We start from the raw sequence: 23,168 nt of genomic DNA on the forward strand, positions 1-23,168 counted from the left end.
CGGATCGGGGGGCGCGCGCTGGTCCCTTGCTGTCGGCGGGTGGCTGCACCATCCTCTGTCGCCCGATCGATCGCCTGGAGCCCGCAATGACCGATACACCGCCGTCCACAGTCACCGCCGCCATGCTGATCATCGGCAACGAGATCCTGTCCGGGCGCACCAAGGACAAGAATGTCGGCTACATCGCCGAGGAACTGACGGCGATCGGCATCCGGCTGTCCGAGGTCCGGGTGGTGCGCGACGACGAGGCGGCGATCATCGAGGCGGTGACCGTCCTGTCCGAGCGCTACACCTATGTCTTCACCTCCGGCGGCATCGGCCCGACCCATGACGACATCACCACCGCCTGCATCGCCAAGGCGTTCGGCGCCGCGGTGGAACGCAATCCCGAGGCGATGCGGCGGCTGACCGCCCACTACGCCAACAGCGGCGTGGAGTTCAACGCCGCCCGGCAGAAGATGGCCGAGATTCCGGTCGGCGCCGACCTGATCGACAACCCGGTCTCCGCCGCCCCCGGCTTCATCCTGAAGAACGTGCATGTGATGGCCGGCGTACCGCGTATCCTGCAGGCGATGTTCGAGGGCCTGAAGCCGACCCTGACCGGCGGCGCCCAGATGCTGTCGCGGACCGTGGCCTGCACGGTCGGCGAGGGCACCGTGGCCGGCGGATTGGGGGCCATTCAGACGACATATCCGGATATCGAGATCGGCTCTTATCCGTATTTCCGGGCCGGCGCCTTCGGCACCAGCCTGGTCCTGCGCGGCACCGACGAGGCCATGCTGGAGGCGGCGACCGAGGAGGTGCGCAAGCTGGTCCGCTCGCTGGGAGGCGAGCCGATCGATATCGATGACGGCGTCGAGGCCGGGCCCGCGGAGGCCGCGTCGTGAGCCACGTCCGCGTCGAACGCTACGACCATGTCGCCCGGGTCACCCTGGACCGGGCCGCCAAGCGCAATGCCATGAGCAGCGAGGTCGCCGCCGAGCTGGCGGCCGCCTTCCTCTCCCTGGCCGACGCGGACGACCTGCGGGTGGTGGTGCTGTCGGGCGAGGGGCCGAGCTTCTGCGCCGGCGCCGACGTGAAGGAGCTCGCCTCGCTGACGCCGGAGACGGCCGACAGCTTCATCCGAGGGCTGCATGCCGCCATCGCCGCCGCCATGCTCTGTCCGGTGCCGGTGATCGCTGCCATCCGCGGTGCCTGCGTCGGCGCGGGGCTGGAGCTGGTGGCTGGCTGCGACATGCGCATCGCCACCCGGGATGCCCATTTCTCCATGCCCGAGGTGAAGATCGGCGTCCCGTCGGTGATCGAGGCCGCCCTGTTGCCGCGCCTGATGGGGCGGGGCAAGGCGGCGCGTTTCGTGCTGACCGGCGAGACCATCGACGCGGACACGGCGTTCAAATGGGGGCTGCTGGAGGAGCTGGTTTCCCCCGACGAGCTGATGTTCCGGGCCGGCGCGCTGGCGGCCGAGATCGCCGAGGCCGATCCGCTGGCCGTGCGGGCCCAGAAGCGTCTGATCCGGGCCTGGGACGACATGAGCATCGCCGACGCGGTGGAGGCCAGCGTCCGCGAGTTCGCCGACAGCTATCGCACCGACGCGCCGTCGAAGCGCATCGATGCGATCCTGGCCCGCCGCAAATGATCCGGCCGGCCGCGATCCTGGCGCTCGCATTGGCGGCGACGCCGGTCGCGGCGGCCTCGCTCGACGGGATCTGGGGCGTGACCCGGGACAGGGCGGTGGACTGCACCCTTGTGATGGTGCTGCGCGATGGCGCCTATGCGAAGGCGCTACTGGATCTCGGCACCACCCAGGGCAAGCGGGACAGCGTCGCCGGCACCTCGACCTACACGGTGACGGGCGACCGGGTTGAGATCGCGCCCACCCTGTCCTTCGCCCGGCCGGAGCCGAGGCAGGTGTTCCACTGGGATGCGGTCGGCGACGTTCTCGTCCGCCTGGAGCCGGCACCCCGGCTCATCTACGGGCGCTGTCCCGACCGGCCGTTGAACCCGATGACCCGATAGAAGGGCAACCCAGGGCTACTTGCCCTCTTCCTTGCCTTCGAAGAACGGCTGCAGATAGGCCAGGATGTCCTGGGCCTCCTGGTCGTCCTTCAGGCCCGGGAACGTCATCTTCGTGCGCGCCTTGTCCTTGCCGATGACCGAGCCGATGTAGCCGTTCGGATCCACGATGTACTGCGTGAAGTGGTCGGCGTTCCACGGGTCGATCTTGGCACCGGCGGCGGTCATGTCGTCGGAGTGGTTGAAGCCCTCGAAATTGCCGGCCTTGCGGTTGAACAGGTTGTAGAGGGAGGGACCCACCTTTCGCTTGCCGTCGGCGAGCGAATGGCAGGCCTGGCATTTGACGAACAGCTTCTTGCCGGCTTCGGCATCGCCCGCGGCCTGGGCGGCGCCGGGCAGGGCGAGACTGATCAGGAGGGCGGCGGCAGTCGAGACACGAACCAGCACAATTTTACTCCCTTAAGTCGATTTATTGCGTCGACCTATCTGTTCCGTCGACTTGGACTGTCAACCCTACGCGACAGTTCTGGAGCCGGGCAAGCCCCGCCGTTTGTGCGAGTCTCTCATGTTTCCGCGGAGCAAAGCGCCCGTTTTCCGCGCTTGTGATCGATCGCGCGACACGACATCATGGCGCGTATGGCGGCTTTGTATCCCTTCAGTGCGATCGTCGGGCAGTCGGAAATGCTGCTTGGTTTGACAGTCGCATCTGTCGATCCGAGTGTCGGTGGCGTGCTGATCTTCGGCGAGCGCGGGACCGGGAAATCCACCGCGATCCGGGCATTGGCCCACCTCCTGCCGACCATGAAGGTGGTGGAGGGCTGTCGTTTCAACTGCGATCCGGCCCACCCGGCCGACCTCTGCGGCCATGCCTGCGGCAAGGCGGCGGGGCGGCGCAAGACGGGCGAGGTGCCGATCCCGGTGGTCGACCTGCCGCTGGGGGCCACCGAGGACCGGGTGGTCGGCGCACTGGACCTCGAAGTGGCGTTGAGCCGGGGCGAGAAGCGGTTCGAGCCGGGCCTGCTCGCCCGGGCCCATCGGGGCTTTCTCTACATCGACGAGGTCAACCTGCTGGAGGACCATCTGGTCGACCTGCTGCTCGACGTCGCCGCCTCGGGTGAAAACGTGGTGGAGCGCGAGGGATTGAGCGTGCGCCACCCCGCCCGCTTCGTCCTGGTCGGCAGCGGCAACCCCGAGGAGGGCGAGCTGCGCCCGCAACTCCTCGACCGGTTCGGCCTGTCGGTGGAGGTGACCACGCCGAAGGACCTGAAGGACCGGGTGGAGGTGATCCGCCGCCGCGACGCCTTCGAACGGGACAAGGACGGGTTCGTGGAGAGCTGGTCCGGCAAGGAGGCCGCGATCCGCCGCAAGATCGTCCGCGCCCGCCGCCTGCTCGGTGAGGTCCAGGTTCCGGATGCCGTGCTCGAACGGGCGGCCGAGATCTGTCTGGCGCTGGGCACAGACGGCCTGCGCGGCGAACTGATCCTGATCCGCGCCGCCCGGGCGCTGGCCGCGCTTGAGGGCAAGAAGACGGCCTCCGTCGACCATCTGCGGCGGGTGGCGCCGATGACCCTGCGCCATCGGCTGCGGCGCGATCCGCTCGACGATGTGGGCGCCACCGTCCGCGTCGAGCGGGTGCTCGACGACTGCTTCGCGGCGTGAGCGCGCCGGCGACACCGCCTCACAGCGATGCCGCTCTGGCGGCCGTGCTCCTGGCCATCGATCCGTTCGGATTGGGTGGCGTGTGGGTCCGTGCCCGGGTCGGACCGGCCCTGGACGGATGGACGGCATTCCTGCGGTCCTGCCTGTCGGCCGAGATGCCGGTGCGCCGGCTGCCGTCCCACGTGGCTGACGACCGGCTGATCGGTGGCATCGACCTCGCCGCCACCCTGCGCAGCGGGCGGACGGTCGTCGAGCGCGGCCTGCTGGCGCAGAGCGATGGCGGCGTGCTGGTCGTCCCCATGGCCGAGCGGATGAGCGGTGCCACCGCCTCCCGCCTTGCCGCGGCGCTGGACACGGGCACGGTGACCGCGGAGCGCGAGGGCATCAGCGCCGTCTGGCCGGCCCGCCTCGCCGTGGTGGCGATCGACGAGGGGCGGGACGATGACGACCCGGTGCCGGCGGCCCTGCTCGACCGGCTGGGGCTTGCCATTGATCTGGCGGCCGCTCCGGAACGATATCCCGACGATATGACTGGGGCGATCGAGCGGGCGCGGCACCGCCTGCCGGAGGTCCGGATCGCCGACCGGGAGCGGGAGGCGCTGTGCGCGGCCGGCCTGGCGCTGGGGGTCGACTCGCTGCGCATGGCCGTCTGCGCCCTGAAGATCGCCCGCTGCCATGCCGCCTGGAGCGGGCGCGGGACGGTCGACGGCGCCGATCTGGAAGCGGCCGTGCGGCTGGTCTATGCCCTGCGCGCGACCCAGCTTCCGGCGGGGCCGGAGGACGCGGCCGCCGAGGAACCTCCACCGCCGCCCAGCCCGCCGCAGGAGGGCGATCCGTCTTCCGAACAGGCCACGGCCGATGCCGCCGGTGACCGGCTGGTGGAGGTGGCCCGCGCCGTCCTGCCGCCGGATCTTTTGGCCCGTCTCGCCGCCGGACTTGCGCCGCGACGGCCGGGGAACTCCGCCGGGCGTCGGGGCGAGGGAGCGGCGTCGCGCCGACGCGGCCGGCCGCTGGGCAGCGTGCCGGGAGACCCGCGGCGCGGCGATCGGCTGAACCTGGCGGACACCCTGCGCGCGGCGGCTCCCTGGCAGCGGCTGCGCGGCCGGCAGGGGGCGTCCGTGATCGTCCGGCCGGAGGATTTCCGCGTCGTGCGCTACAAGCATCGGAGCGAGAGCGTGACCGTCTTCGTGGTCGACGCCTCCGGCTCCTCCGCCCTGCACCGCCTGGCCGAGGCCAAGGGCGCGGTCGAGCTGCTGCTGGCGGAATGCTACGTGCGCCGGGACCAGGTGGCGCTGCTGGCGTTTCGCGGGGCGGAGGCGGACCTGCTGCTGCCGCCGACCCGCTCGCTGGTCCGCGCCAAGCGGATGCTGGCGGGGCTGCCGGGCGGCGGGGGAACGCCCCTGGCTTCCGGCCTCGACATGGCCGCCGGTCTCGCCCGCGCGGTCCGGCGCGAGGGGCGCACACCCTCCCTGGTCGTCCTCACCGACGGGCGGGCCAATATCGGCCGTGACGGGGAGCCCGGGCGCGAGGCTGCCGGCCGCGACGCCACCGACGCCGCCCGCCGCATCGCCGGGGACAGCCTACCCGCCCTGGTGCTGGACACCAGCCCGCGGCCCCGGCCGGAAGCGGCAGAGCTGGCGGCGGCCATGGCCGGGCTCTACCTGCCGCTGCCCCAGGCGGATGCGGCGGCGGTGTCCCGCGCGGTGATCGCCGCGCGCGGGCGCTAGGCCGGTCCCTTGGCCTCCGCCCGCGATCTGGACTGGGACCGGGACGGACCGGCCTGGCCGAACGCGGTCCACAGCCGCTTCGTGCGGGCCGGGCGGCTGTGCTGGCATGTCCAGGTGGCGGGGGACGGGCCCGCCCTGCTGCTGCTCCACGGCACCGGGGCCTCCACCCATAGCTGGGCCGGCCTTGTGGCGGAGCTGGCGGGCGACTTCACGGTGGTCGCCCCCGACCTGCCGGGGCACGGCTTCACCGGGGTCGCGTCCCAGTACGGGCTCTCGCTGCCGGGCATGGCCCATGGGGTCGCCGAACTGCTGGACGCCCTGGAGATCGCGCCGGTGCTCGGCGTCGGCCATTCGGCGGGGGCGGCGATCCTGGCCCGCTGCGTGCTGGACCGCCGGCCGGCCCTGCGTGGCCTGGTCAGTCTGAACGGCGCGCTGCTGCCGTTCGGCGGCATGGCCGGGCGGCTGTTCTCGCCCCTGGCCAAGCTCATGGCGATCAACCCGATCACCCCCGCCTTCCTGTCCCGCCGGTTCTCACGCCCCGATATCTTCGATCGGCTGATCTCCGGCACCGGGTCCCGGGTCGATCCGGCCAGTGCAGCGATCTATCGGCGTCTGGCCTCAAGTCCACGGCACGTGGCCGGGACTCTGGGGATGATGGCGAACTGGGACCTGCGGCGCCTTGCCCGCGAACTGCCGGAGCTGCCGGCGGCCCTGGTGCTGGTCGCGGCGGCCGGCGACCGGATCGTGCCGCCGGAGCAGGCGGCCGAGTTGGCGGCGACGATCCCGACCGCGCGGCTGGAGACCCTGTCTTGGGGCGGCCATCTCGCCCATGAGGAGCGACCGGCGGAGATCGCCGATCTGATCCGCCGCTTCGCTCGCGAGATCGGCGTGCTTCCGGTACCGGCTTCAGGCTTGGAAAAAGAACTGGACACACGTACTGTAAATTAATGGATACACTCGACCTCCCGATGGGACGTGTTGCCGCGCAACGGCCCCCGGCCCAGGCGCCCGGCCGCCCGGACGATCCGAGGCCCCATGCGGTGGTGATCGGCGCCGGGTTTGGTGGGCTCGCCGCGGCGGTGCGGCTCGGCGCCCGCGGTTATCGGGTGACGGTTCTCGAAAAGCTCGATGCCCCCGGCGGCCGGGCTTCGGTGTTCCGGCAGGACGGCTTCACCTTCGATGCCGGGCCGACCATCATCACCGTGCCCCATGTCTTCGAGGAATTGTGGAGCCTCGCCGGGCGCCGGATGTCCGACGATATCGACCTGCGGGAACTCGACCCGTTCTACCGCATCGCCCTCGCCGACGGACGGTACATCGATGTCTGCCGCGACGAGGACCTGATGCGGCAACGGGTGGAGGCGCTGTTCCCCGGGGAGGGTGCGGGCTTCATCCGGTTCCAGGCGGAGTGCCGCCGGCTCTGCGATCTCGCCTTTCTCGGCCATGGCGACCAGCCGATGCACGACCCGCTCGGAATGGCGAAGCTGGCCCCGGACCTGCTGACCCATGGGGCGCTGCGTTCGGTACACGGGCTGGCGGCGAAGCATGTGCGCGATCCCGACCTGCGGGCCATCCTCAGCTTCCATCCGCTGCTAATCGGCGGCAATCCGTTCCGCACCACGGCGGTCTATGCCCTGATCCCGGAGCTGGAGCGGCGCTGGGGCGTGCATTTCGCCATGGGCGGCACCGGCGCCCTGGTGACTGGGCTGGCGGGGCTGATCGTGGGCCAGGGCGGGGCCCTGCGCTGCGGCGAGGAGATCGACGAGATCGTCACCAGCGGCCGCCGGGCGGTCGGGGTCCGGCTCGCCTCGGGCGAGACCGTCGCGGCCGATCTGGTCGTCTCCAACGCCGATCCCGGCTGGACCTACGGACATCTGCTGCGGCGCACCGCCCGTCGCCGGTGGAGCGACCGCCGCATCGGGCGGACGCGGTACTCCATGAGCCTGTTCGTCTGGTATTTCGGCACCGACCGGCGCTACGAGGACGTCCCCCATCACAGCATCCTGCTCGGCCCGCGCTACCGCGGCCTGCTGGACGACATCTTCCGGCGCCGGGTGCTGGCCGAGGATTTCAGCCTGTACCTGCACCGGCCGACGGCCACCGACCCCTCCCTGGCGCCGCCCGGGCACGACGCCTTCTATGTGCTGTCGCCGGTCCCGAACCTGAGGGCCGACATCGACTGGGAGGCGGCGGCCGAGCCCTATCGCCGGCGCATCGAGGCGCATCTGTCCGCCACCGTCCTCCCTGGTCTGGAGAAGGCGGTGGTGAGTTCGCGGATGGTCACGCCGTCCTATTTCCGCGACAGCCTGAACACGCCGCTGGGCGCCGGCTTCTCCCTGCAGCCGCTGCTGACCCAGAGCGCCTGGTTCCGCCCACACAACCGGTCGGAGGAGGTGGAGCGGCTGTATCTTGTCGGCGCGGGGACCCATCCCGGTGCCGGCGTGCCCGGCGTGCTGTGCTCGGCCAAGATCCTCGACGCGGTGGTGCCCCATGCCGACGCGCTCCGCTGACGCCGCGCGGGAGGCGGCCGACCGCCTGGCCTGCCGCGCGCTGATCGCCCAGGGATCGCGCAGTTTCCACGCCGCCTCGCGCCTGCTGCCGGGCTCGGTCGCCGAGCCGGCCCTGGCGCTCTATGCCTTCTGCCGTACCGCCGACGACGCGGTCGACGAGGCCGATCCGGGCCGGGTCGAGGCGGCGGTGGACTCGGTGCGCCGGCGGCTCGACGCCATCTATGCCGGGCGGCCGGCGGACAATCCCGTCGACCGTGCCTTTGCCCGGGTGGTCGCGCGCGTTGCCCTGCCGCGGGCCTTGCCAGACGCGCTGGTGGAGGGCTTCGCCTGGGACGCGCTCGGGCGCGACTACGAGACCATCGACGAGCTGCGGGCCTACGGCGCCCGGGTGGCGGGCAGCGTGGGTGCAATGATGACGTTGCTGATGGGCGCGCGGTCGGGCCCGGTGATCGCCCGCGCGGCCGATCTGGGGGTGGCGATGCAGCTCACCAACATCGCCCGTGACATCGGCGCCGACGCCCGGGCCGGCCGGCTCTATCTGCCCAAGCAGTGGATGCGCGAGGCCGGGATCGATCCCGAGGCTTGGCGGGCGGAGCCGCGCCACGACGAGGCGCTGGGCGAGGTGGTACGCCGGCTGCTGGCGGAGGCGGACCGGCTCTACAGCCGCTCCCATGCCGGGATCGGGCAGTTGCCGATCGGCTGCCGAACCGGGGTGCGGGCGGCCCATCTGCTCTATGCCGAGATCGGCCGGGAGGTGGCGCGGCGCGGCCATAACGGGGTGGACGGCCGAGCCGTGGTCGGCCGCCGCCGCAAGCTCTGGCTGCTGGCCGGCGCCCTGCTCTCCGGCCAGCGGATCATGCCCGGCCTGCGGGCCGAGCCGCTGGCCGAGACCCGGTTCCTGGTGGAGGCGGTGGAGACGAGCCCGGCCCCCCGTCCGCAGCCGGGAAGAACCTTCGGCGAGCGTGCGGTCTGGACGACCGACCTGGTCATGCGCCTGGAACGGGGGGATCGGCGCCCTAGATCAGTACCGGCGGGGGCACCGCTCGGTCAGGTCTGAGGGAGATACCGGTTGTTCGATCCTGCCCTGCTCGTCTTCATCGCCGCCTGCACGGCCGCGGCCCTCACGGGCGTCTTCTTCAAGCCGGGCCAGTGGTACGAGCAGCTTGCCAAGCCGCCGTGGCGTCCGCCGAACTGGCTGTTCGGCCCTGCCTGGACGGTGCTCTACGCGATGATCGCGGTCTCCGGCTGGCTGGTCTGGAAGGTTGGAACCTGGCCGGCCATGGCCCCGGCGATGGCGCTTTACGCCACTCAGCTTTTGCTGAATGCCGTCTGGACGCCGCTGTTCTTCGGCTTGCGGCGCCCGGATCTCGCCTTCTACGAGCTGCTGCTGCTGTGGCTGGCGATCCTGGCCACTATCGTCGCCTTCCTGCCGATCTCCGGGCTCGCGGCCGGACTGCTGGTGCCTTATCTGGCCTGGGTGAGTTTCGCCGGGGCGCTGAACCTCAGCATCGTGCGTCTGAACCCGGGCGAGGCGAGGGGGTAGGGCGATGTCCTCGGACATGCTGGCGCTGATCGAGCCACTCTTCATCGTCGTGGTCGCGTTCGGGATCGGCTTCTGGCAGCTCCGGGAGCTGAACCAGCTCAAGCGGGAGCGCGAGCGGCGCGAACGCGAGGCGGCGCGCGAGGACAAGACGGAGCCCTGCTGACCGTCAGGGCCGGCGCGAGGTCCAGCGCGGCATGCGGAACGGCAGCATCAGCTTGACGACCGGGTTTGCGAAGCGGTCCAGGTCCAGGCTCTCGTGGATCGCCACCGACACCTGTCCGCCCAGGCGCAGTTCCAGCATCTCGCGGGTGTAGAAGGGGCTGTCCTCCAGGACCCGGCGGATGGCGGCGCCGTTCGTGGTGTCCGCCCGGCTGTTCCGCCGCACGCCCCAGAACCCGTCGGGCAGGCAGATCTGCGGCGGCGGCACGATTTCCTCCACGCCGCCGCCGGCATCGAAACGCAGGGCCATGCGCAGGTCGCTGCCGTCCCGGCGCTGGGCGTCGTAGAGCACCACGGCGCTTCCGTCCTTGCGCAGCCGAGACCAGTCCCAGCGCCGAAACCCGTCCTCGAGCGGCTCGTCCCCCCGGTTCGCGTCCAGATAGGCGTGGCCCCGCCAGCGGGCCTGCGGTCGGTCGAGCTCCACGGAGATGCGGGCCAGCGGGGCGATCGGCTGCCAGACATGCCGGCCGGCCGGATCGAGCGGGAACGCGCGGCCGGGCAGTGCCTCGGGCGTCAGGGTGACGGTGCCGCGGATCGGGGTCATGTGCGGTGTGGCCCGCTCGTCTAGCTGGATGATCAGCTCGCTGCCCGACCAGTGCAGGGAGGAGCCGGCGAGGGAGAAGCGGTCCGCCGTGCGCGTGAGGTCGGCGCGACCGCGCTCGGTCATCGCCCAGCGGTCCGACTCGGCGCCGTACAGGGCGACGTTGACCGCGCAGTGGTTCTCCGGATCCCGACGGCCGGCCCAGGCGTAGTAGGGCGAGAACACGCTGCCGACGAAGGCGATGATGGTCAGTCCGCAGGTCCCGTCGTCGCTGATCGCATCGACATACCACCAGGCATAGCCACCCGGCGGGACCGGCTGCGCGAAGTCAGGTCCGCCAGGATCCGATCGGCCGCCTGCCGTCCCGACAGCGCCGCCATCGCGATCCCCGGTCCCGGATGCACGCTGCCCCCCGCCAGGTACAGGCCCGGCACGCGGGTCCGGGCGCCGTTCCTCTCGAACGCCGCCCGCCAGCCGTGGCCCGCCGGTCCGTAGATCGCGCCCCCCGTGCCGGGAAAGCGCCGGGCGAAATCGGCGGGCGTCGTCACGACCGTGCGTTCCGGCGTCGCGGCGAGTCTCAGGCCGCACCGCGCCAGCAGATCCATCGCGCTGTCCAGGCATCGCTCGGTCTCCTCATCCTGAAAGTCGTGGCTGTCGCCGGTGGCGGGGGCGTTGATGATGGCGAACAGCCGCTCGGGCCCGGCCGTGTGCGTTCCGTCGTCCGCATCGCGGTCCTGGGCGCAGACATAGACGGTCGGCTGGCGCGGCAGGCGGCGGCGGTCGAACAGGTCCTCGAACTCGCCGCGGTAATCCGGGCGGAAGAAGACGTTGTGTCGGGTCAGGGGGAAGCCGTCGGCCTCCGCGAGCATCGACAGGGTGAGAGCCGACAGGGAGCGCCGCTCGGGCGGCGTGGCCCGCGCGGCTCCCTTTGCCGAAGGACCGAGCAGCCCCCCGGCGAGCGCGCTGACATCGCCGCAGAACAGCACGGCGTCGGCCGCAAGGCTCTCGCCGTTGCCCAGCCGGACGCCCGAGGCGGTGCCGCCCTCGGCCAGGACCCGCTCCACCCCGGTCCCGAAGCGGAACTCGGCGCCCAGCGATCGCGCGACGGCGACGAGGGCTTCGGGCAGGCGGGCCATGCCGCCGTCGATCGTCCACACCCCGGACTGTTCCACATGGGCGATCAGCATGAGGGTGGCGGGCGCCTCGAAGGGGGAGGCGCCGCAATAGGTGGCGTAGCGGCCATAGAGCTGGCGCAGGCGCGGGTCGCCGAAGCGCTGGCTGAGCCCCTCCCACAGGGTGGCGAAGGGTTGGGCGGCGACGAGGTCGCGGGCACCCGTCACGCCCCCGGCCAGGCCGAGCCCGATCGGCGTGGGCCGTGGGCCGCGGATGAACGGCCCTTCCAGCGACCGGTAGACCCGGGCCGCGTGAGTGCAGAAGGCGCGGTACCGGTCGGCCTCCGCCTCACCGGCGAAATCGGCGATCGCGGCGGCGGACCTTTCGGGATCGGCGAACAGGTCCAGACGCTCGTCCCGGCTCCAGGCGTGGCGGGCCAGGATCTCGGCCGGACGCAGGGTGAGATGGGCGTCCAGCGCCACCCCCGCATCGTCGAACAGTTCTTCGAAGACCCAGCGCATGGTGACGACGGTCGGTCCGGAATCCACCGGCCGATCGTCCACGGGAACCGCCCGGATCTTGCCGCCCGGATGGTCGGCCGCCTCGACGACGGTGACGGCCAGGCCCCGGGCGGCCAGCAGGATGGCCGCGGACAGTCCGGCCATCCCCGCACCGATGACGATCACCCGGTCGCTGGCGGGGATCGGATCGGGGGACGTGCGCTTCCAGTCCGGGCGGATCATGGGATCGCAATCGTTCGTTGCCGGGAGATTCACTGTGTGTATAGAATATATAACAACAAAATATGTCCAATATAATTTACACATGAATACGCGAGGGAGGCGGAGATGGACATCAGGCTCAGGATTGAGCAGGCCCTCGAGGCGGCGGTGTCGGTGGGAGAAACCCAGGAGGCGCCTCCCGGATTGGCCGCGGCCATCCGCTATGCCGTGTTCCCGGCCGGTCACCGGATCCGTCCCCGCATCCTGCTCGGCGTCGCCGCGGCCTGCGGGGACGACGACCCGGGGGTGAGCGACGCGGCGGCGGCGGCGATCGAGCTGCTGCATTGCGCGTCCCTGGCCCATGACGACCTTCCGGCCTTCGACGGCGCGTCGACCCGGCGCGGCAAGCCGTCGCTGCACCGGGCCTATGGCGAGCCGCTGGCCGTGCTGACCGGGGACGCGCTGATCGTCATGGCCTTCGAGACATTGGCCCGGGAAGCCGCATCACGGCCCGAGCGACTCGCCCCGCTGGTCGCCGCCGTGGGGCGCGCCGTCGGCACGCCCGGCGGGATCTGCGCCGGCCAGGCCTGGGAGGGCGAGGCGAAGATCGACCTGACCGCCTATCAGCGGGCGAAGACCGGCGCACTGTTCGCCGGTGCCGCCGCCGCCGGAGCGATCGCCGCCGGCCGGCCGGGGGATCCCTGGATGGCCTTCGGCAATGGCTTGGGGCAGGCCTATCAGGTGGCGGACGACATCTGCGACCTGATCGCCGACCCAGAGGTGATCGGCAAGCCGGTCGGCCAGGACCAGGCCCATGCACGTCCCAATGCCGCCCGCGAACTCGGCCTCGACGGGGCGAAGAAGTGGCTGGGCGAACTGATGCGCCGGGCCATCGCGTCGATTCCCGACTGCCCGGGTCGCGACGGTCTGTGCGAGATGGTCATGGCCGAAGGCGGCAAGATCCTGCCCAAGGGCGCGGTCCGGCACGCCGCCTGACGGCGGCCGACCATGGCCGATCACCCCGCACCGGCGGTGCTCCCTGGGATGCGGTCCCTGTACGAGCGCTGGCAGGGGCTGCGGGTCCGGCTGATCGCCGATCCGCGCTTCCAGCGCTTCGCCAGCGGCTTCCCGCTCACCCGGTGGATCGCCCGGCGCAAGGGACGGGCGCTGTTCGATCTCTGCGCCGGCTTCGTCTACTCTCAGATCCTCGTCGCCTTTGTCCGGCTCCGCATCGCCGAGAGGATGGCGGGAAGACCGCGTACCGTCTCCGACCTTGCCGACAAGACCGGCCTCGCCCCCGACGCGGTGGAGCGGCTGCTACGGGCGTCCAGTGCCCTGGGCCTGACTCGGCGCTGCGGCGAGGGTGTCTACGGTCTTGCGGACCTGGGTGCCGCCCTGCTCGGCAATGCCGGCGTGGCGGAGATGATCGAGCATCACGCCGCCCTCTATGCCGACCTGGCGGATCCCGCCGCATTGCTGCGGGGCGGGGCGGGTGAGGCGGCGCTGGAGCGGTACTGGGGCTATGGCACCACGGAACAGGCGGCCGGGCTGAGCGGCGAGCGGGTCGGGGCCTATAGCGAGCTCATGGCCGCTTCGGTCCCGATGATCGCCGAGGACGTGCTGGACGCCTATCCGATGGGACGTCACCGGCGGCTGATGGATATCGGCGGCGGCAGCGGTCGGTTCCTGGCCGCCGCCCTGCACCGCACCCCCGCCCTAAGGGGTCTGGTGCTGGACCTGCCCGCCGTGGCGGAGCTGGCCCGCGACCGTTTCGCGACCGAGGGTCTTGCCGACCGGGCCGAGGCGCGGGGACTCGATTTCCACCGCGAAGCGTTGCCCGGCGGGGCGGACGTCGTCTCGCTGATCCGGGTCTGCTTCGATCATGACGACATGCGGGTTGCCCGGCTGCTCGAGCGTGCCCGCGCGGCCCTGGCCCCGGGCGGAAGGCTGTTGCTGGCCGAGGTGATGACCGATGCCGACCGACCCGAGCCGATCGGCGACGCCTATTTCGGATTCTACCTGATGGCCATGGGCCGCGGCCGCTGCCGCAGCGTGGAGACCCTGCGCGCCATGCTGGCCGCGGCCGGATTCCGCACGGTGCGGGAACTGCCGATGCGCCGCCCCATGCTGGCCCGTCTCCTGGTCGCCGACGTGTAAGGCTGATGGTTAAGAAAAGATGTCAAAAAGAATTGACACTCTAAAATGTAAATATAGACTGACAATTCAGATAGAGCGGATCAAACCCGCCGACCCGGAGGAAACCGTCTGATGCTCTCCGCCCACGCCATCGTCCTCGAACAGCCGGAACGCCTGTCGCTTCGCGCCATCGAGCTGACCCAGCCCGGTCCGGACGACGTCGTGGTCGATATTGAGTGGACGGGGGTCAGCACCGGCACAGAGCGCCTGCTGTATTCGGGTCAGATGCCGGTGTTTCCCGGGATGGGATATCCGCTGGTGCCAGGCTACGAGACGGTCGGCCGGATCGCCGGCGGCGCCCGGTCGGGCGAGCGGGTCTTCGTCCCGGGCGCCCAGTGTTTCGGTGAGATCCGCGGCCTGTTCGGCGGCTCCGCTTCCCGCCTGGTGGTTCCCTCGGCCCGTGCCGTCGCAATCGATGAACACCTGGGCGACCGCGGCGCGCTGATGGCGCTGGCCGCCACCGCCTACCATGCGATCGCCTCCGGCTCCGGGGCGCTGCCGCAACTGATCGTCGGGCATGGCGTCCTCGGGCGGCTGATCGCCCGGATCGCCACCGCCCTCGCCGCCGAGCGCGGCGCCGCCGCCCCGGTCGTCTGGGAAACCAACGCCGCACGGCGGGCCGGAGCGGAAGGCTACCAGGTCGTTCATCCCATGGACGACGACCGCCGCGACTACGCCGTGATCTGCGACGTCAGCGGCGACTCCGAGATCCTGGACACCGTCATCGCCTGTCTGGCCCCCGGGGGCGAGATCGTGCTGGCCGGTTTCTACAGCAAGCCCCTGGGCTTCGCCTTCCCGCCAGCCTTCATGCGCGAGGCGCGTATCCGCATTGCCGCCGAGTGGAAGCCGGCCGACCTCACGGCGGCCGCCGTGCTGATCGCCGACGGAAGGCTGTCCCTGGACGGCCTGATCACCCACCGGATGGAGGCGGGGCAGGCCGAAAGCGCCTACCGCACCGCCTTCGAGGATCCCGACTGCCTCAAGATGATCATGGATTGGAGAGCGTTCTCATGACGCCGACCCAGACAGCGCAGGCCACGCTCGCCGTTGACCCGGTCGCCACCGGCCCGGCTTCCGAGCAAGCCCCCGCCAAGAAGACCGAGGTCATCGCGATCTACGGCAAGGGCGGGATCGGCAAGAGCTTCACGCTCGCCAACCTGTCCTACATGATGGCCCAGCAGGGCAAGCGGGTGCTGCTGATCGGCTGCGACCCGAAGAGCGACACCACCTCTTTGCTGTTCGGCGGGCGGAGCTGCCCGACCATCATCGAGACCTCCTCCAAGAAGAAGGCCGCCGGCGAGAATGTCGAGATCGGCGACGTCTGCTTCGTGCGGGACGGCGTCTACGCCATGGAACTGGGCGGGCCCGAGGTCGGCCGCGGCTGCGGCGGGCGCGGCATCATCCACGGCTTCGAGCTGCTGGAGAAGCTGGGCTTCCACGACTGGGACTTCGACTACGTGCTGCTAGACTTCCTGGGCGACGTGGTCTGCGGCGGCTTCGGCCTGCCGATCGCCCGCGACATGTGCCAGAAGGTGATCGTGGTCGGCTCCAACGACCTACAGTCGCTCTACGTGGCGAACAACGTCTGCTCGGCGGTCGACTACTTCCGCAACCTCGGCGGCAATGTCGGCGTCGCCGGCCTGATGATCAACAAGGATGACGGCACCGGCGAGGCCCAGGCCTTCGCCAAGGCGGTCGGCATCCCGGTCCTGGCCGAGATCCCGGCCCATGAAGACATCCGCCGCAAGAGTGCCAATTACGAGATCATCGGTCGTCCCGGCACCGAATGGGCGTCCCTGTTCGAAGGCCTGGCCGAGCGTGCGGCGGAGGCACCGCCGGTGCGCCCGACCCCGCTCAGTCACGACGACCTGCTCGGCCTGTTCAAGGGCGAGGCGGTCGGCCGCGGCGTGACCCTCCAGCCGGCGACACTCGCCGACATGTGCGGGGCGACCTACGCTCCGAAGCCCTCCCTCGAAGTCGTCTACGAAGGCGTGTGAGGGCGTCATGCAGGATATCGGCCCAGATCCCCGGAAAGCCGCGGAACCGACCGCCGCCAAGAAGAAGGCGGAGAAGGCCCTACTCGGCTGTCATGCCGGACCCGGCGTGATGGAGGAGGCGGCCCGCTCGGCCGGCAAGAGCGAGACCCTCGACCAGCTTGCCGCCGACTATCCCAAGGGGCCGCACGACCAGCCGCAATCCATGTGCCCGGCCTTCGGCTCCCTGCGGGTCGGCCTGCGCATGCGCCGCACGGCGACGATCCTGTCGGGCTCGGCCTGTTGCGTGTACGGCCTGACCTTCACCTCGCATTTTTACGGGGCCCGTCGCACGGTCGGCTATGTGCCGTTCAACTCGGAGACCCTGGTCACCGGCCAGCTCTACGAGGATATCCGCGACGCCACCAAGGAGATGGCGGACCCGGAGAAGTACGACGCCGTGGTGGTCATCAACCTCTGTGTCCCCACCGCCTCCGGCGTGCCGCTCGATCGGCTGCCGCGCGAGATCAACGGCGTGCGGGTGATCGGCATCGACGTGCCGGGCTTCGGCGTGCCGACCCATGCGGAAGCCAAGGATGTGCTGGCCGGCGCCATGCTGCGCTACGCCAGGCTCGAGGCCGAGGCCGGGCCGGTGGCGCGCCCGCGCTCGCTGAAGGACGACCGCCCGACAGTCACGCTGATCGGCGAGCTGTTCCCGGCCGACCCGGTCGGCATCGGCGCCCTGCTCGATCCGATGGGCCTGTCGGTCGCCCCGCAGCTTCCCTCGCGCGAATGGCGCGACCTCTACGCCTGCCTGGACAGCCGTGTGGCGGCCGCCGTGCACCCGTTCTACACCGCCAGCGTGCGCGAGTTCGCGACCGCCGGCCGCCCCGTCGTCGGCTCCGGCCCTGTCGGGGTCGACGGCACTGCCGCCTGGCTGGAGAAGATCGGCGCCGCCGCCGGCGTGTCCGACAAGCAGATCGACGCCGCCAAGGCCGCCGCCCTGCCGGCGATCCGCGGCGCGCTGGCCGGCAATCCGGTCAAGGCGACCGTCACCGTCTCCGGTTACGAGGGCTCCGAGCTGCTGGTCGCCCGGCTGCTGATCGAGGCGGGCGCGCGGGTGCCCTATGTGGGCACGGCCTGCCCGAAGACCGAGTGGAGCAAGGACGACCGCGAGTGGCTCGAGGCCAAGGGCTGCCATGTGCAGTACCGCGCCTCGCTGGAGCAGGACATCGCGGCGATGCGGGACGTGAAGCCGGATCTGGCCTTGGGGACCACGCCACTGGTGCAGACTGCCAAGGAGCAAGGAACGCCGGCGGTCTACTTCACGAACATGGTCTCCGCCCGTCCCCTGTTCGGCCCTGCCGGTGCGGCCTCCATGGCCGCGATCGTGGCGGCGCAGACCGGGGGACGGGACCGCTTCGCCGACATGGTGGCGTTCTTCGAGGGCGTGGGCACCGGCGACAGCGCCGGATACACCGTGCCGCCCCGGGCGGCGGCCCTGTCCATGTCGGCGGGGGACTGAGCCATGCTGGTTCTCGATCACGACCGGGCGGGCGGCTACTGGGGCGCGGTCTACGTCTTCACCGCCATCAAGGGGCTGCGCTGCGTCATCGACGGACCGGTCGGCTGCGAGAACCTGCCGGTCACCGCGGTCCTGCACTACACCGACGGCCTGCCGCCGCACGAGCTTCCGGTCACCGTCACCGGCCTGTCCGAGGACGAGCTGTCGATGAACGGCACCGAGCAGGCGCTGCGCCGGGCCAGTTCGACCCAGGACGAGAGCATTCCCGCAGTCGTGGTCACCGGCAGCATTGCGGAGATGATCGGCGGCGGCGTGACGCCGGAAGGCTCCAACATCCGCCGCTTCCTGCCGCGCACCATCGACGAGGACCAGTGGCAGAGTGCGGACCGTGCCCTTTACTGGCTGTGGACCGAGTTCGGCGGCAAGAAGGTCCCGGCTAGGTCCGAGATGAAGAAGAAGGACGGTGCGAAGCCGCGCGTCAACATCATCGGCGCGATCTACGGCACCTTCAACATGCCCTCCGACCTGGCGGAGATCAGCCGGCTGGTGGAAGGCATCGGCTGCGAGATCAACATGGTCTTCCCGCTCGGCAGCCACCTGAAGGACGTCAAGAAGCTGCCCGACGCGGATGTGAACATCTGCCTGTACCGGGAATTCGGCCGCACGCTCTGCGAGGAGATGGACCGGCCGTACCTGCAGGCGCCGATCGGCATGCACGCCACCACCAACTTCCTGCGCAAACTGGGCGAACTGACCGGCCTGGACCCGGAGCCCTTCATCGCCCGGGAGAAGCAGACGACCCTGAAGCCGATCTGGGACCTGTGGCGCAGCGTCACCCAGGACTTCTTCCCCACCGCCTCCTACGCGGTGGTGGCGACCGATACCTATACCCGCGGGCTCAACCGCTTCCTGACCGACGAGCTGGGCATCGCCTGCAGCTTCGCGATCCCGCGCAAGGCCGGGGCCAAGTCGGACAATGCCGCGGTCAAGGAGGCGATCGCCAAGACGCCGCCGCTGGTGCTGTTCGGCTCCTACAACGAACGGCTCTACGCCGCCGAGCTCGGCTGCCGGGCGCAGTACATTCCGGCGTCCTTCCCGGGCGCGATCGTGCGGCGCTCCACCGGCACGCCGTTCATGGGCTACGCCGGGGCGACCTACGTGGTGCAGGAATACTGCAACGCCCTGTTCGACGCCCTGTTCAACATCCTGCCCCTGTCCGTCGACATGGACCGGGTCGAGGCGACGCCGGCCAGGGCGGCCGACGCGTCGACCCGTCCCTGGGACGCCGACGCGCAGGTCCTGCTCGACCGGCATGTGGATGCCGCCCCCTTCCTGGTCCGGATCTCCGCCGCCAAGCAGCTGCGCGACCGCGTTGAACGCGACGCCCAGGCCGCCGGCGAGGAACGGATCACGCTTCAGAGAGTCACTCAGGCGCTGTTCGCGATGAAAGGTGGACGGGCTGCCTGATCAACGGACGACAAGACGGGAGGAATGAGAGATGCACACGCACACACCTCCGCGGCGACATGGCCACGGCACGGACCACCGGGACTACCGGCTGCTCTTCGTGCTCACCCTGCCGCTGTTCCTGTCGGCCGCCATCGTCGCGCGGGTCCTACCCGCCCGCTGGCGCCCCTGGCCTCCGTCCGACCAGTCCACCCGCTCCATCTTCGCCGAGGCGCGCGCCGCGGCGGGCGCGTATCTGCCCTACGCGATGATGGGTTAGCGGGTTTCCAGGTTCGTCCGGCTCAGGCCGGGCGGGCATCCGCAAGGACGGACGGGCTTCGGTCCGCCGTCGGCGCGGTCTCTGCCGTGCGGGAGAAGCGCGGTAACGCATGAAGGAAGTATCCGAAGGGAAACATCATGGTAGATCCCAATCGGGCCGACTCCCTTTCGGGTTTGACCGAAGGTGAAGCGCAGGAATTCCACCGCTTTTACATGCAGGGGTTCTTGATCTTTACCGCGATCGCGGTGGTCGCCCACATCCTCGTCTGGATGTGGCGGCCCTGGATCCCGGGCCCAGACGGCTACGCGCAGTCGATGATCGACGGCGTCAAGGTCGCTGCGACCTCTTTGGTCAACCTGGTCTAGGGAGGGACGAGCAATGTGGAGAATTTGGCTGATCATGGATCCGAGACGGGCGCTCATCGGGCAGTTCGTCTTCCTAGGGATCCTGGCCTTCCTCATCCACTTCATCCTGTTGAGCACCGAGCGCTTCAACTGGCTGGGGGCCTGAGGACGGTCTCTCCGGGACGACCATAACCGGGGGGTCGCGCGATGATCCTTCCGGCTGGCTTCCCGGCACCAAAAGGGGGAGCGGACGGTGTGCCCCAACAGCCCCGTCCGTCCCCAAAACCGCAGGACGCCTTCGGCCGCTGACCGACCCTTTTCCCTGCGGATGGACAACAAGGCGGCCATGCGAGGAGCACGACAATGGCTTTGCTCAGTTTCGAACGCAAATATCGGGTGCGCGGCGGAACGCTGATCGGTGGGGATCTGTTCGATTTCTGGTTCGGTCCGTTCTATGTCGGCTTCTTCGGCGTCCTGACGATCTTCTTCTCGGTGCTCGGCACCGCCCTGATCTTCTGGGGGGCGGCCCTGGGCCCGACCTGGAATCCCTGGCTGATCAACATCGCCCCGCCGGACATCAGCTACGGCCTGGCCCTGGCGCCGCTGGCCGAGGGCGGGCTCTGGCAGATCATCACCATGTGCGCCATCGGGGCCTTCGTGTCCTGGGCCCTGCGCGAGGTCGAGATCTGCCGCAAGCTGGGCATCGGCTACCACGTGCCTATCGCCTTCGGCGTGGCGATCTTCGCCTATGTGACGCTGGTGGTGATCCGGCCGTTCCTGTTGGGCGCCTGGGGACACGGCTTCCCCTACGGCATCTTCAGTCACCTCGATTGGGTGTCGAACGTCGGATACCAGTTCCTGCACTTCCACTACAACCCGGCGCACATGCTGGCGGTGACCTTCTTCTTCACCACCTGTCTGCTGCTGTCGCTGCACGGGGCCGTGGTGCTGTCATCGGTCAACCCGCAACCCGGCGAGACCATCAAGACTCCGGAGCATGAGGACACCTATGTCCGCGACACGATCGGCTACTCGGTCGGAACGCTGGGCATCCACCGGCTCGGCCTGTTCGTGGCCCTGAACGCCGGCTTCTGGAGTGCCGTCTGTATCGTGATCAGCGGGCCGTTCTGGACCCGCGGCTGGCCCGAATGGTGGAACTGGTGGCTCGACCTGCCGGTCTGGGGCTAGCCGGGTGAGGAGAGAGACATGGCTCACTATCAGAATATCTTCACACGCGTCCGGGTTGAGGGTCATCCGCACTACGGTGTCCCGCTGCCCGCCGGCGACGAGCCGAGGATCGGCACGCCGACCACCGTCCAAGCGTTAGGCTGGATCGGCAACGCTCAGATCGGGCCGATCTATCTCGGCACCCTGGGCCTCGCGTCCCTGGCCTTCGGCCTGACCGCCTTCGTGACCATCGGGCTCAACATGTGGGCCTCGGTGGACTGGAATCCGATCGAGTTCGTGCGGCAGCTTCCCTGGCTCGCCCTGGAACCGCCGGCGCCTGAATACGGGCTCTCGATCCCGCCGATGAACGAGGGCGGCTGGTGGCTGTTCACCGGCTTCATGCTGACCACCTCGATCATGCTGTGGTGGATGCGCATGTACTCACGGGCCAGGGCGCTCGGCATGGGCACCCACGTGGCCTGGGCCTTCGCCGCGGCGATCTGGCTCTACCTGGTGCTCGGCTTCATCCGGCCGCTGCTGATGGGGAGTTGGTCGGAGGCGGTACCCTTCGGGATCTTCCCGCACCTCGACTGGACGGCGGCCTTCTCGATCCGCTACGGCAACCTGTTCTACAACCCGTTCCACGCCCTCTCGATCGTGTTCCTCTATGGCTCGGCCCTGCTGTTCGCCATGCACGGCGCGACGATCCTGGCGGTCGGCAAGTACGGCGGCGAGCGGGAGATCGAGCAGATTGTCGACCGCGGCACCGCCTCCGAACGGGCCGCCCTGTTCTGGCGCTGGACCATGGGCTTCAACGCTTCCATGGAATCCATCCACCGCTGGGCCTGGTGGTTCGCCGTGCTGTGCCCGCTGACCGGCGGCATCGGCATCCTGCTGACCGGAACGGTGGTCGATAACTGGTACCTGTGGGCGGTGAAGCACGACTTCGCGCCGGCCTATCCGGAAATGTGGGCGCCCACCCCGGATCCGACCCAGTAAGGAGGGCCTGTGTCATGAAAAACTTCGGCGTCTTAGCGGCCGTCCTTCCGTTCCTCGGACTTCTGGTGATCGCCTTCTTCTTCACCGTGGGCTGGGAGCGTCCGCCGATCGGCTACGAGCAGACCGGCTATCGCGGCACCGGCATGCAGGAACCCAACAACCCCCGGGAGCAGGCCATGCTGGCCGCGCTGAACGCGATCCCGGAGGAGATCTATCCGCTCGACAGCCCGGCCGACCTGGCCCAGGCGGACAAGGCGGGTGACGTCTACGAGAACGTCCAGGTCCTGGGCGACCTGCCGGAGCCGCAGTTCATCCGCCTGATGACGGCGATCACCGAGTGGGTATCACCGGAGCAGGGCTGCAACTACTGCCACAATCCGGACAACCTGGCCGACGACTCCGTCTATACCAAGGTGGTCGCCCGCCGGATGATCCAGATGACCCGCGACGTGAACGCCAACTGGCAGGACCACGTCAAGGAGACCGGCGTGACCTGCTACACCTGTCACCGGGGCAATCCGGTGCCGGAGAACGTCTGGTTCGACGCGGAGCCGCAGCGCTATGGCAGCAAGGGCATGCTCGGCTGGAACCACGACCAGAACCGGCCGTCGGCGCAGAACGGCTATACCTCCCTGCCGGCGACGTCCCTGTCCAGCTATCTGGCGGCGGAAGGCAACATCCGGGTTCAGGCCACGGCCGCCCTGCCGACCGATGCCGGCGGTGCCTCGATCAAGCAAACCGAGGAGACCTACGGGCTGATGATGCACATGGCCGACAGCCTCGGGGTCGGCTGCACCTACTGCCACAACACCCAGGCGATGGGGAGCTGGGAGCTGAGCCCGCCGGCCCGGACCACGGCCTGGCACGGCATCCGGATGGTCCAGGGCCTCAACGCCGACTACCTGACGCCGCTGCAGGGGACCTTCCCCGAGAACCGACTGGGGCCGACCGGCGACGTCGCCAAGGCGAACTGCGCCACCTGCCACCAGGGTGTCTTCAAGCCGCTCTACGGCGTGACGATGCTCGACAAGTACCCGTCACTCGCCCCTATGAAGTGACGGCGTCCGGGAAGAGCGCCCCTCCCAAGCCGGCGCCCTTCTCATCCCTCTCCTTGGGCCGGATCCAGCGTTCAGCTGACCGGCCCAATTTTTTTGCTGCTCCCTTTCCTCCCTCTCCCCGGATTTATTCCGG

At 69.9% G+C, this 23,168-nt stretch carries 24 protein-coding genes and 1 pseudogene; 22 read left to right on the plus strand and 3 right to left on the minus strand.

The genetic code is table 11. The features are described 5' to 3' along the window. Positions 1-86: 86 nt before the first annotated feature. Genes ACOQOP_RS00510 through ACOQOP_RS00520 form a run of 3 tightly spaced genes read left to right on the plus strand, consistent with a single transcriptional unit; the run spans position 87 to position 2,016 of the window. On the plus strand, positions 87-887 hold the full coding sequence (locus tag ACOQOP_RS00510; protein WP_420564356.1) for a competence/damage-inducible protein A: 801 nt from the start codon (positions 87-89) through the stop codon (positions 885-887). Continuing rightward, positions 884-1,636 (plus strand): enoyl-CoA hydratase-related protein, encoded by a 753-nt coding sequence (locus ACOQOP_RS00515; RefSeq protein WP_420564357.1) that lies wholly within the window; start codon positions 884-886, stop codon positions 1,634-1,636. The genes ACOQOP_RS00510 and ACOQOP_RS00515 overlap by 4 nt, the downstream gene beginning before the upstream one ends. Further along, positions 1,633-2,016: a hypothetical protein gene (locus ACOQOP_RS00520; RefSeq protein WP_420564358.1), complete on the plus strand. Its 384-nt coding sequence runs from the start codon at positions 1,633-1,635 to the stop codon at positions 2,014-2,016. Before ACOQOP_RS00515 ends, ACOQOP_RS00520 begins: the two co-directional genes overlap by 4 nt. A gap of 15 nt (positions 2,017-2,031) precedes the next feature. On the opposite strand, the gene ACOQOP_RS00525 is transcribed toward ACOQOP_RS00520, so the two are convergent. Further along, the gene (locus ACOQOP_RS00525) at positions 2,032-2,460 is read right to left on the minus strand and encodes a c-type cytochrome (RefSeq protein WP_420564359.1); all 429 of its coding nucleotides are present in this window, start codon (positions 2,458-2,460) and stop codon (positions 2,032-2,034) included. Between the two features lie 189 nt (positions 2,461-2,649). Here ACOQOP_RS00525 and bchI point away from each other — a divergent pair, with 189 nt between their 5' ends. The 7 genes from bchI to ACOQOP_RS00560 are packed head-to-tail and all read left to right on the plus strand — an operon-like array spanning position 2,650 to position 9,615. Beyond that, on the plus strand, positions 2,650-3,672 hold the full coding sequence (bchI, locus tag ACOQOP_RS00530; protein ID WP_420566561.1) for a magnesium chelatase ATPase subunit I: 1,023 nt from the start codon (positions 2,650-2,652) through the stop codon (positions 3,670-3,672). Continuing rightward, a complete protein-coding gene (locus ACOQOP_RS00535; protein WP_420564360.1) occupies positions 3,669-5,399 on the plus strand; it encodes a magnesium chelatase subunit D in 1,731 nt (576 codons plus the stop codon). Before bchI ends, ACOQOP_RS00535 begins: the two co-directional genes overlap by 4 nt. A 9-nt stretch (positions 5,400-5,408) precedes the next feature. Continuing rightward, positions 5,409-6,347: an alpha/beta fold hydrolase BchO gene (gene bchO / locus ACOQOP_RS00540; protein WP_420564361.1), complete on the plus strand. Its 939-nt coding sequence runs from the start codon at positions 5,409-5,411 to the stop codon at positions 6,345-6,347. Positions 6,348-6,367: 20 nt separating this feature from the next. Next, positions 6,368-7,909 (plus strand): phytoene desaturase family protein, encoded by a 1,542-nt coding sequence (crtI, locus tag ACOQOP_RS00545; RefSeq protein WP_420564362.1) that lies wholly within the window; start codon positions 6,368-6,370, stop codon positions 7,907-7,909. Then, complete coding sequence (locus ACOQOP_RS00550; protein ID WP_420564363.1) at positions 7,890-8,966, plus strand: phytoene/squalene synthase family protein; 1,077 nt, start codon at positions 7,890-7,892, stop codon at positions 8,964-8,966. Before crtI ends, ACOQOP_RS00550 begins: the two co-directional genes overlap by 20 nt. Before the next feature lie 12 nt (positions 8,967-8,978). Further along, positions 8,979-9,452 (plus strand): TspO/MBR family protein, encoded by a 474-nt coding sequence (locus tag ACOQOP_RS00555; protein WP_420564364.1) that lies wholly within the window; start codon positions 8,979-8,981, stop codon positions 9,450-9,452. Positions 9,453-9,456: 4 nt separating this feature from the next. Then, positions 9,457-9,615, plus strand: a complete 159-nt coding sequence (locus ACOQOP_RS00560) for a hypothetical protein (RefSeq protein ID WP_420564365.1) — start codon at positions 9,457-9,459, stop codon at positions 9,613-9,615. A gap of 3 nt (positions 9,616-9,618) precedes the next feature. Here ACOQOP_RS00560 and ACOQOP_RS00565 read toward each other — a convergent pair whose 3' ends face one another. Together ACOQOP_RS00565 and crtD are read right to left on the minus strand one after the other, a co-directional pair. After that, entirely contained in the window at positions 9,619-10,437 is an 819-nt protein-coding gene (locus ACOQOP_RS00565; protein ID WP_420564366.1) for a carotenoid 1,2-hydratase, read from the minus strand. Between the two features lie 23 nt (positions 10,438-10,460). After that, the gene (gene crtD, locus ACOQOP_RS00570; protein ID WP_420564367.1) at positions 10,461-12,068 is read right to left on the minus strand and encodes a 1-hydroxycarotenoid 3,4-desaturase CrtD; all 1,608 of its coding nucleotides are present in this window, start codon (positions 12,066-12,068) and stop codon (positions 10,461-10,463) included. A gap of 105 nt (positions 12,069-12,173) precedes the next feature. On the opposite strand from crtD, the gene ACOQOP_RS00575 reads away from it, so the two are divergent. From ACOQOP_RS00575 to pufC, 12 genes and pseudogenes are all read left to right on the plus strand, one after another. After that, positions 12,174-13,043: a polyprenyl synthetase family protein gene (locus ACOQOP_RS00575; RefSeq protein ID WP_420564368.1), complete on the plus strand. Its 870-nt coding sequence runs from the start codon at positions 12,174-12,176 to the stop codon at positions 13,041-13,043. Between the two features lie 12 nt (positions 13,044-13,055). Beyond that, positions 13,056-14,204: a methyltransferase gene (locus ACOQOP_RS00580; RefSeq protein ID WP_420564369.1), complete on the plus strand. Its 1,149-nt coding sequence runs from the start codon at positions 13,056-13,058 to the stop codon at positions 14,202-14,204. Positions 14,205-14,315: 111 nt separating this feature from the next. After that, the gene (bchC, locus tag ACOQOP_RS00585; protein WP_420564370.1) at positions 14,316-15,257 is read left to right on the plus strand and encodes a chlorophyll synthesis pathway protein BchC; all 942 of its coding nucleotides are present in this window, start codon (positions 14,316-14,318) and stop codon (positions 15,255-15,257) included. Further along, positions 15,254-16,240: a chlorophyllide a reductase iron protein subunit X gene (locus ACOQOP_RS00590; protein ID WP_420564371.1), complete on the plus strand. Its 987-nt coding sequence runs from the start codon at positions 15,254-15,256 to the stop codon at positions 16,238-16,240. The genes bchC and ACOQOP_RS00590 overlap by 4 nt, the downstream gene beginning before the upstream one ends. Positions 16,241-16,247: 7 nt before the next feature. After that, entirely contained in the window at positions 16,248-17,741 is a 1,494-nt protein-coding gene (gene bchY / locus ACOQOP_RS00595; RefSeq protein ID WP_420564372.1) for a chlorophyllide a reductase subunit Y, read from the plus strand. A gap of 3 nt (positions 17,742-17,744) precedes the next feature. Beyond that, the gene (bchZ, locus tag ACOQOP_RS00600; RefSeq protein WP_420564373.1) at positions 17,745-19,208 is read left to right on the plus strand and encodes a chlorophyllide a reductase subunit Z; all 1,464 of its coding nucleotides are present in this window, start codon (positions 17,745-17,747) and stop codon (positions 19,206-19,208) included. Positions 19,209-19,239: 31 nt separating this feature from the next. Continuing rightward, entirely contained in the window at positions 19,240-19,467 is a 228-nt protein-coding gene (locus ACOQOP_RS00605; RefSeq protein ID WP_420564374.1) for a hypothetical protein, read from the plus strand. A 137-nt stretch (positions 19,468-19,604) separates the two neighbouring features. Continuing rightward, positions 19,605-19,832, plus strand: coding sequence for a light-harvesting antenna LH1, beta subunit (pufB, locus tag ACOQOP_RS00610; protein ID WP_420564375.1), 228 nt, complete (start codon positions 19,605-19,607; stop codon positions 19,830-19,832). A gap of 13 nt (positions 19,833-19,845) precedes the next feature. Further along, positions 19,846-19,968: pseudogene (pufA, locus tag ACOQOP_RS00615) on the plus strand (light-harvesting antenna LH1, alpha subunit); the annotation flags it as partial. 206 nt (positions 19,969-20,174) lie between these two features. Beyond that, complete coding sequence (gene pufL, locus ACOQOP_RS00620) at positions 20,175-20,999, plus strand: photosynthetic reaction center subunit L (RefSeq protein ID WP_420564376.1); 825 nt, start codon at positions 20,175-20,177, stop codon at positions 20,997-20,999. A gap of 18 nt (positions 21,000-21,017) precedes the next feature. Next, positions 21,018-21,977: a photosynthetic reaction center subunit M gene (gene pufM, locus ACOQOP_RS00625; protein WP_420564377.1), complete on the plus strand. Its 960-nt coding sequence runs from the start codon at positions 21,018-21,020 to the stop codon at positions 21,975-21,977. 14 nt (positions 21,978-21,991) lie between these two features. Continuing rightward, a complete protein-coding gene (pufC, locus tag ACOQOP_RS00630; protein WP_420564378.1) occupies positions 21,992-23,035 on the plus strand; it encodes a photosynthetic reaction center cytochrome PufC in 1,044 nt (347 codons plus the stop codon). Positions 23,036-23,168: the final 133 nt, after the last annotated feature.

Source organism: Thalassobaculum sp., from assembly GCF_965223715.1.
In the GTDB taxonomy this organism is placed as follows: Bacteria; Pseudomonadota; Alphaproteobacteria; order Thalassobaculales; family Thalassobaculaceae; genus Thalassobaculum.

Coding starts and splice junctions, on each gene's coding strand:
- bchI (WP_420566561.1), top strand. CDS start 2,650: ATGGCGGCTTTGTATCCCTTCAGTGCGATCGTCGGGCAGTCGGAAATG.
- ACOQOP_RS00590 (WP_420564371.1), top strand. CDS start 15,254: ATGACGCCGACCCAGACAGCGCAGGCCACGCTCGCCGTTGACCCGGTC.
- crtD (WP_420564367.1), bottom strand. CDS start 12,068: ATGATCCGCCCGGACTGGAAGCGCACGTCCCCCGATCCGATCCCCGCC.
- crtI (WP_420564362.1), top strand. CDS start 6,368: ATGGGACGTGTTGCCGCGCAACGGCCCCCGGCCCAGGCGCCCGGCCGC.
- ACOQOP_RS00580 (WP_420564369.1), top strand. CDS start 13,056: ATGGCCGATCACCCCGCACCGGCGGTGCTCCCTGGGATGCGGTCCCTG.
- ACOQOP_RS00575 (WP_420564368.1), top strand. CDS start 12,174: ATGGACATCAGGCTCAGGATTGAGCAGGCCCTCGAGGCGGCGGTGTCG.
- pufL (WP_420564376.1), top strand. CDS start 20,175: ATGGCTTTGCTCAGTTTCGAACGCAAATATCGGGTGCGCGGCGGAACG.
- ACOQOP_RS00520 (WP_420564358.1), top strand. CDS start 1,633: ATGATCCGGCCGGCCGCGATCCTGGCGCTCGCATTGGCGGCGACGCCG.
- bchZ (WP_420564373.1), top strand. CDS start 17,745: ATGCTGGTTCTCGATCACGACCGGGCGGGCGGCTACTGGGGCGCGGTC.
- ACOQOP_RS00605 (WP_420564374.1), top strand. CDS start 19,240: ATGCACACGCACACACCTCCGCGGCGACATGGCCACGGCACGGACCAC.
- pufM (WP_420564377.1), top strand. CDS start 21,018: ATGGCTCACTATCAGAATATCTTCACACGCGTCCGGGTTGAGGGTCAT.
- bchY (WP_420564372.1), top strand. CDS start 16,248: ATGCAGGATATCGGCCCAGATCCCCGGAAAGCCGCGGAACCGACCGCC.
- pufC (WP_420564378.1), top strand. CDS start 21,992: ATGAAAAACTTCGGCGTCTTAGCGGCCGTCCTTCCGTTCCTCGGACTT.
- pufB (WP_420564375.1), top strand. CDS start 19,605: ATGGTAGATCCCAATCGGGCCGACTCCCTTTCGGGTTTGACCGAAGGT.
- ACOQOP_RS00560 (WP_420564365.1), top strand. CDS start 9,457: ATGTCCTCGGACATGCTGGCGCTGATCGAGCCACTCTTCATCGTCGTG.
- ACOQOP_RS00550 (WP_420564363.1), top strand. CDS start 7,890: ATGCCGACGCGCTCCGCTGACGCCGCGCGGGAGGCGGCCGACCGCCTG.
- bchC (WP_420564370.1), top strand. CDS start 14,316: ATGCTCTCCGCCCACGCCATCGTCCTCGAACAGCCGGAACGCCTGTCG.
- ACOQOP_RS00510 (WP_420564356.1), top strand. CDS start 87: ATGACCGATACACCGCCGTCCACAGTCACCGCCGCCATGCTGATCATC.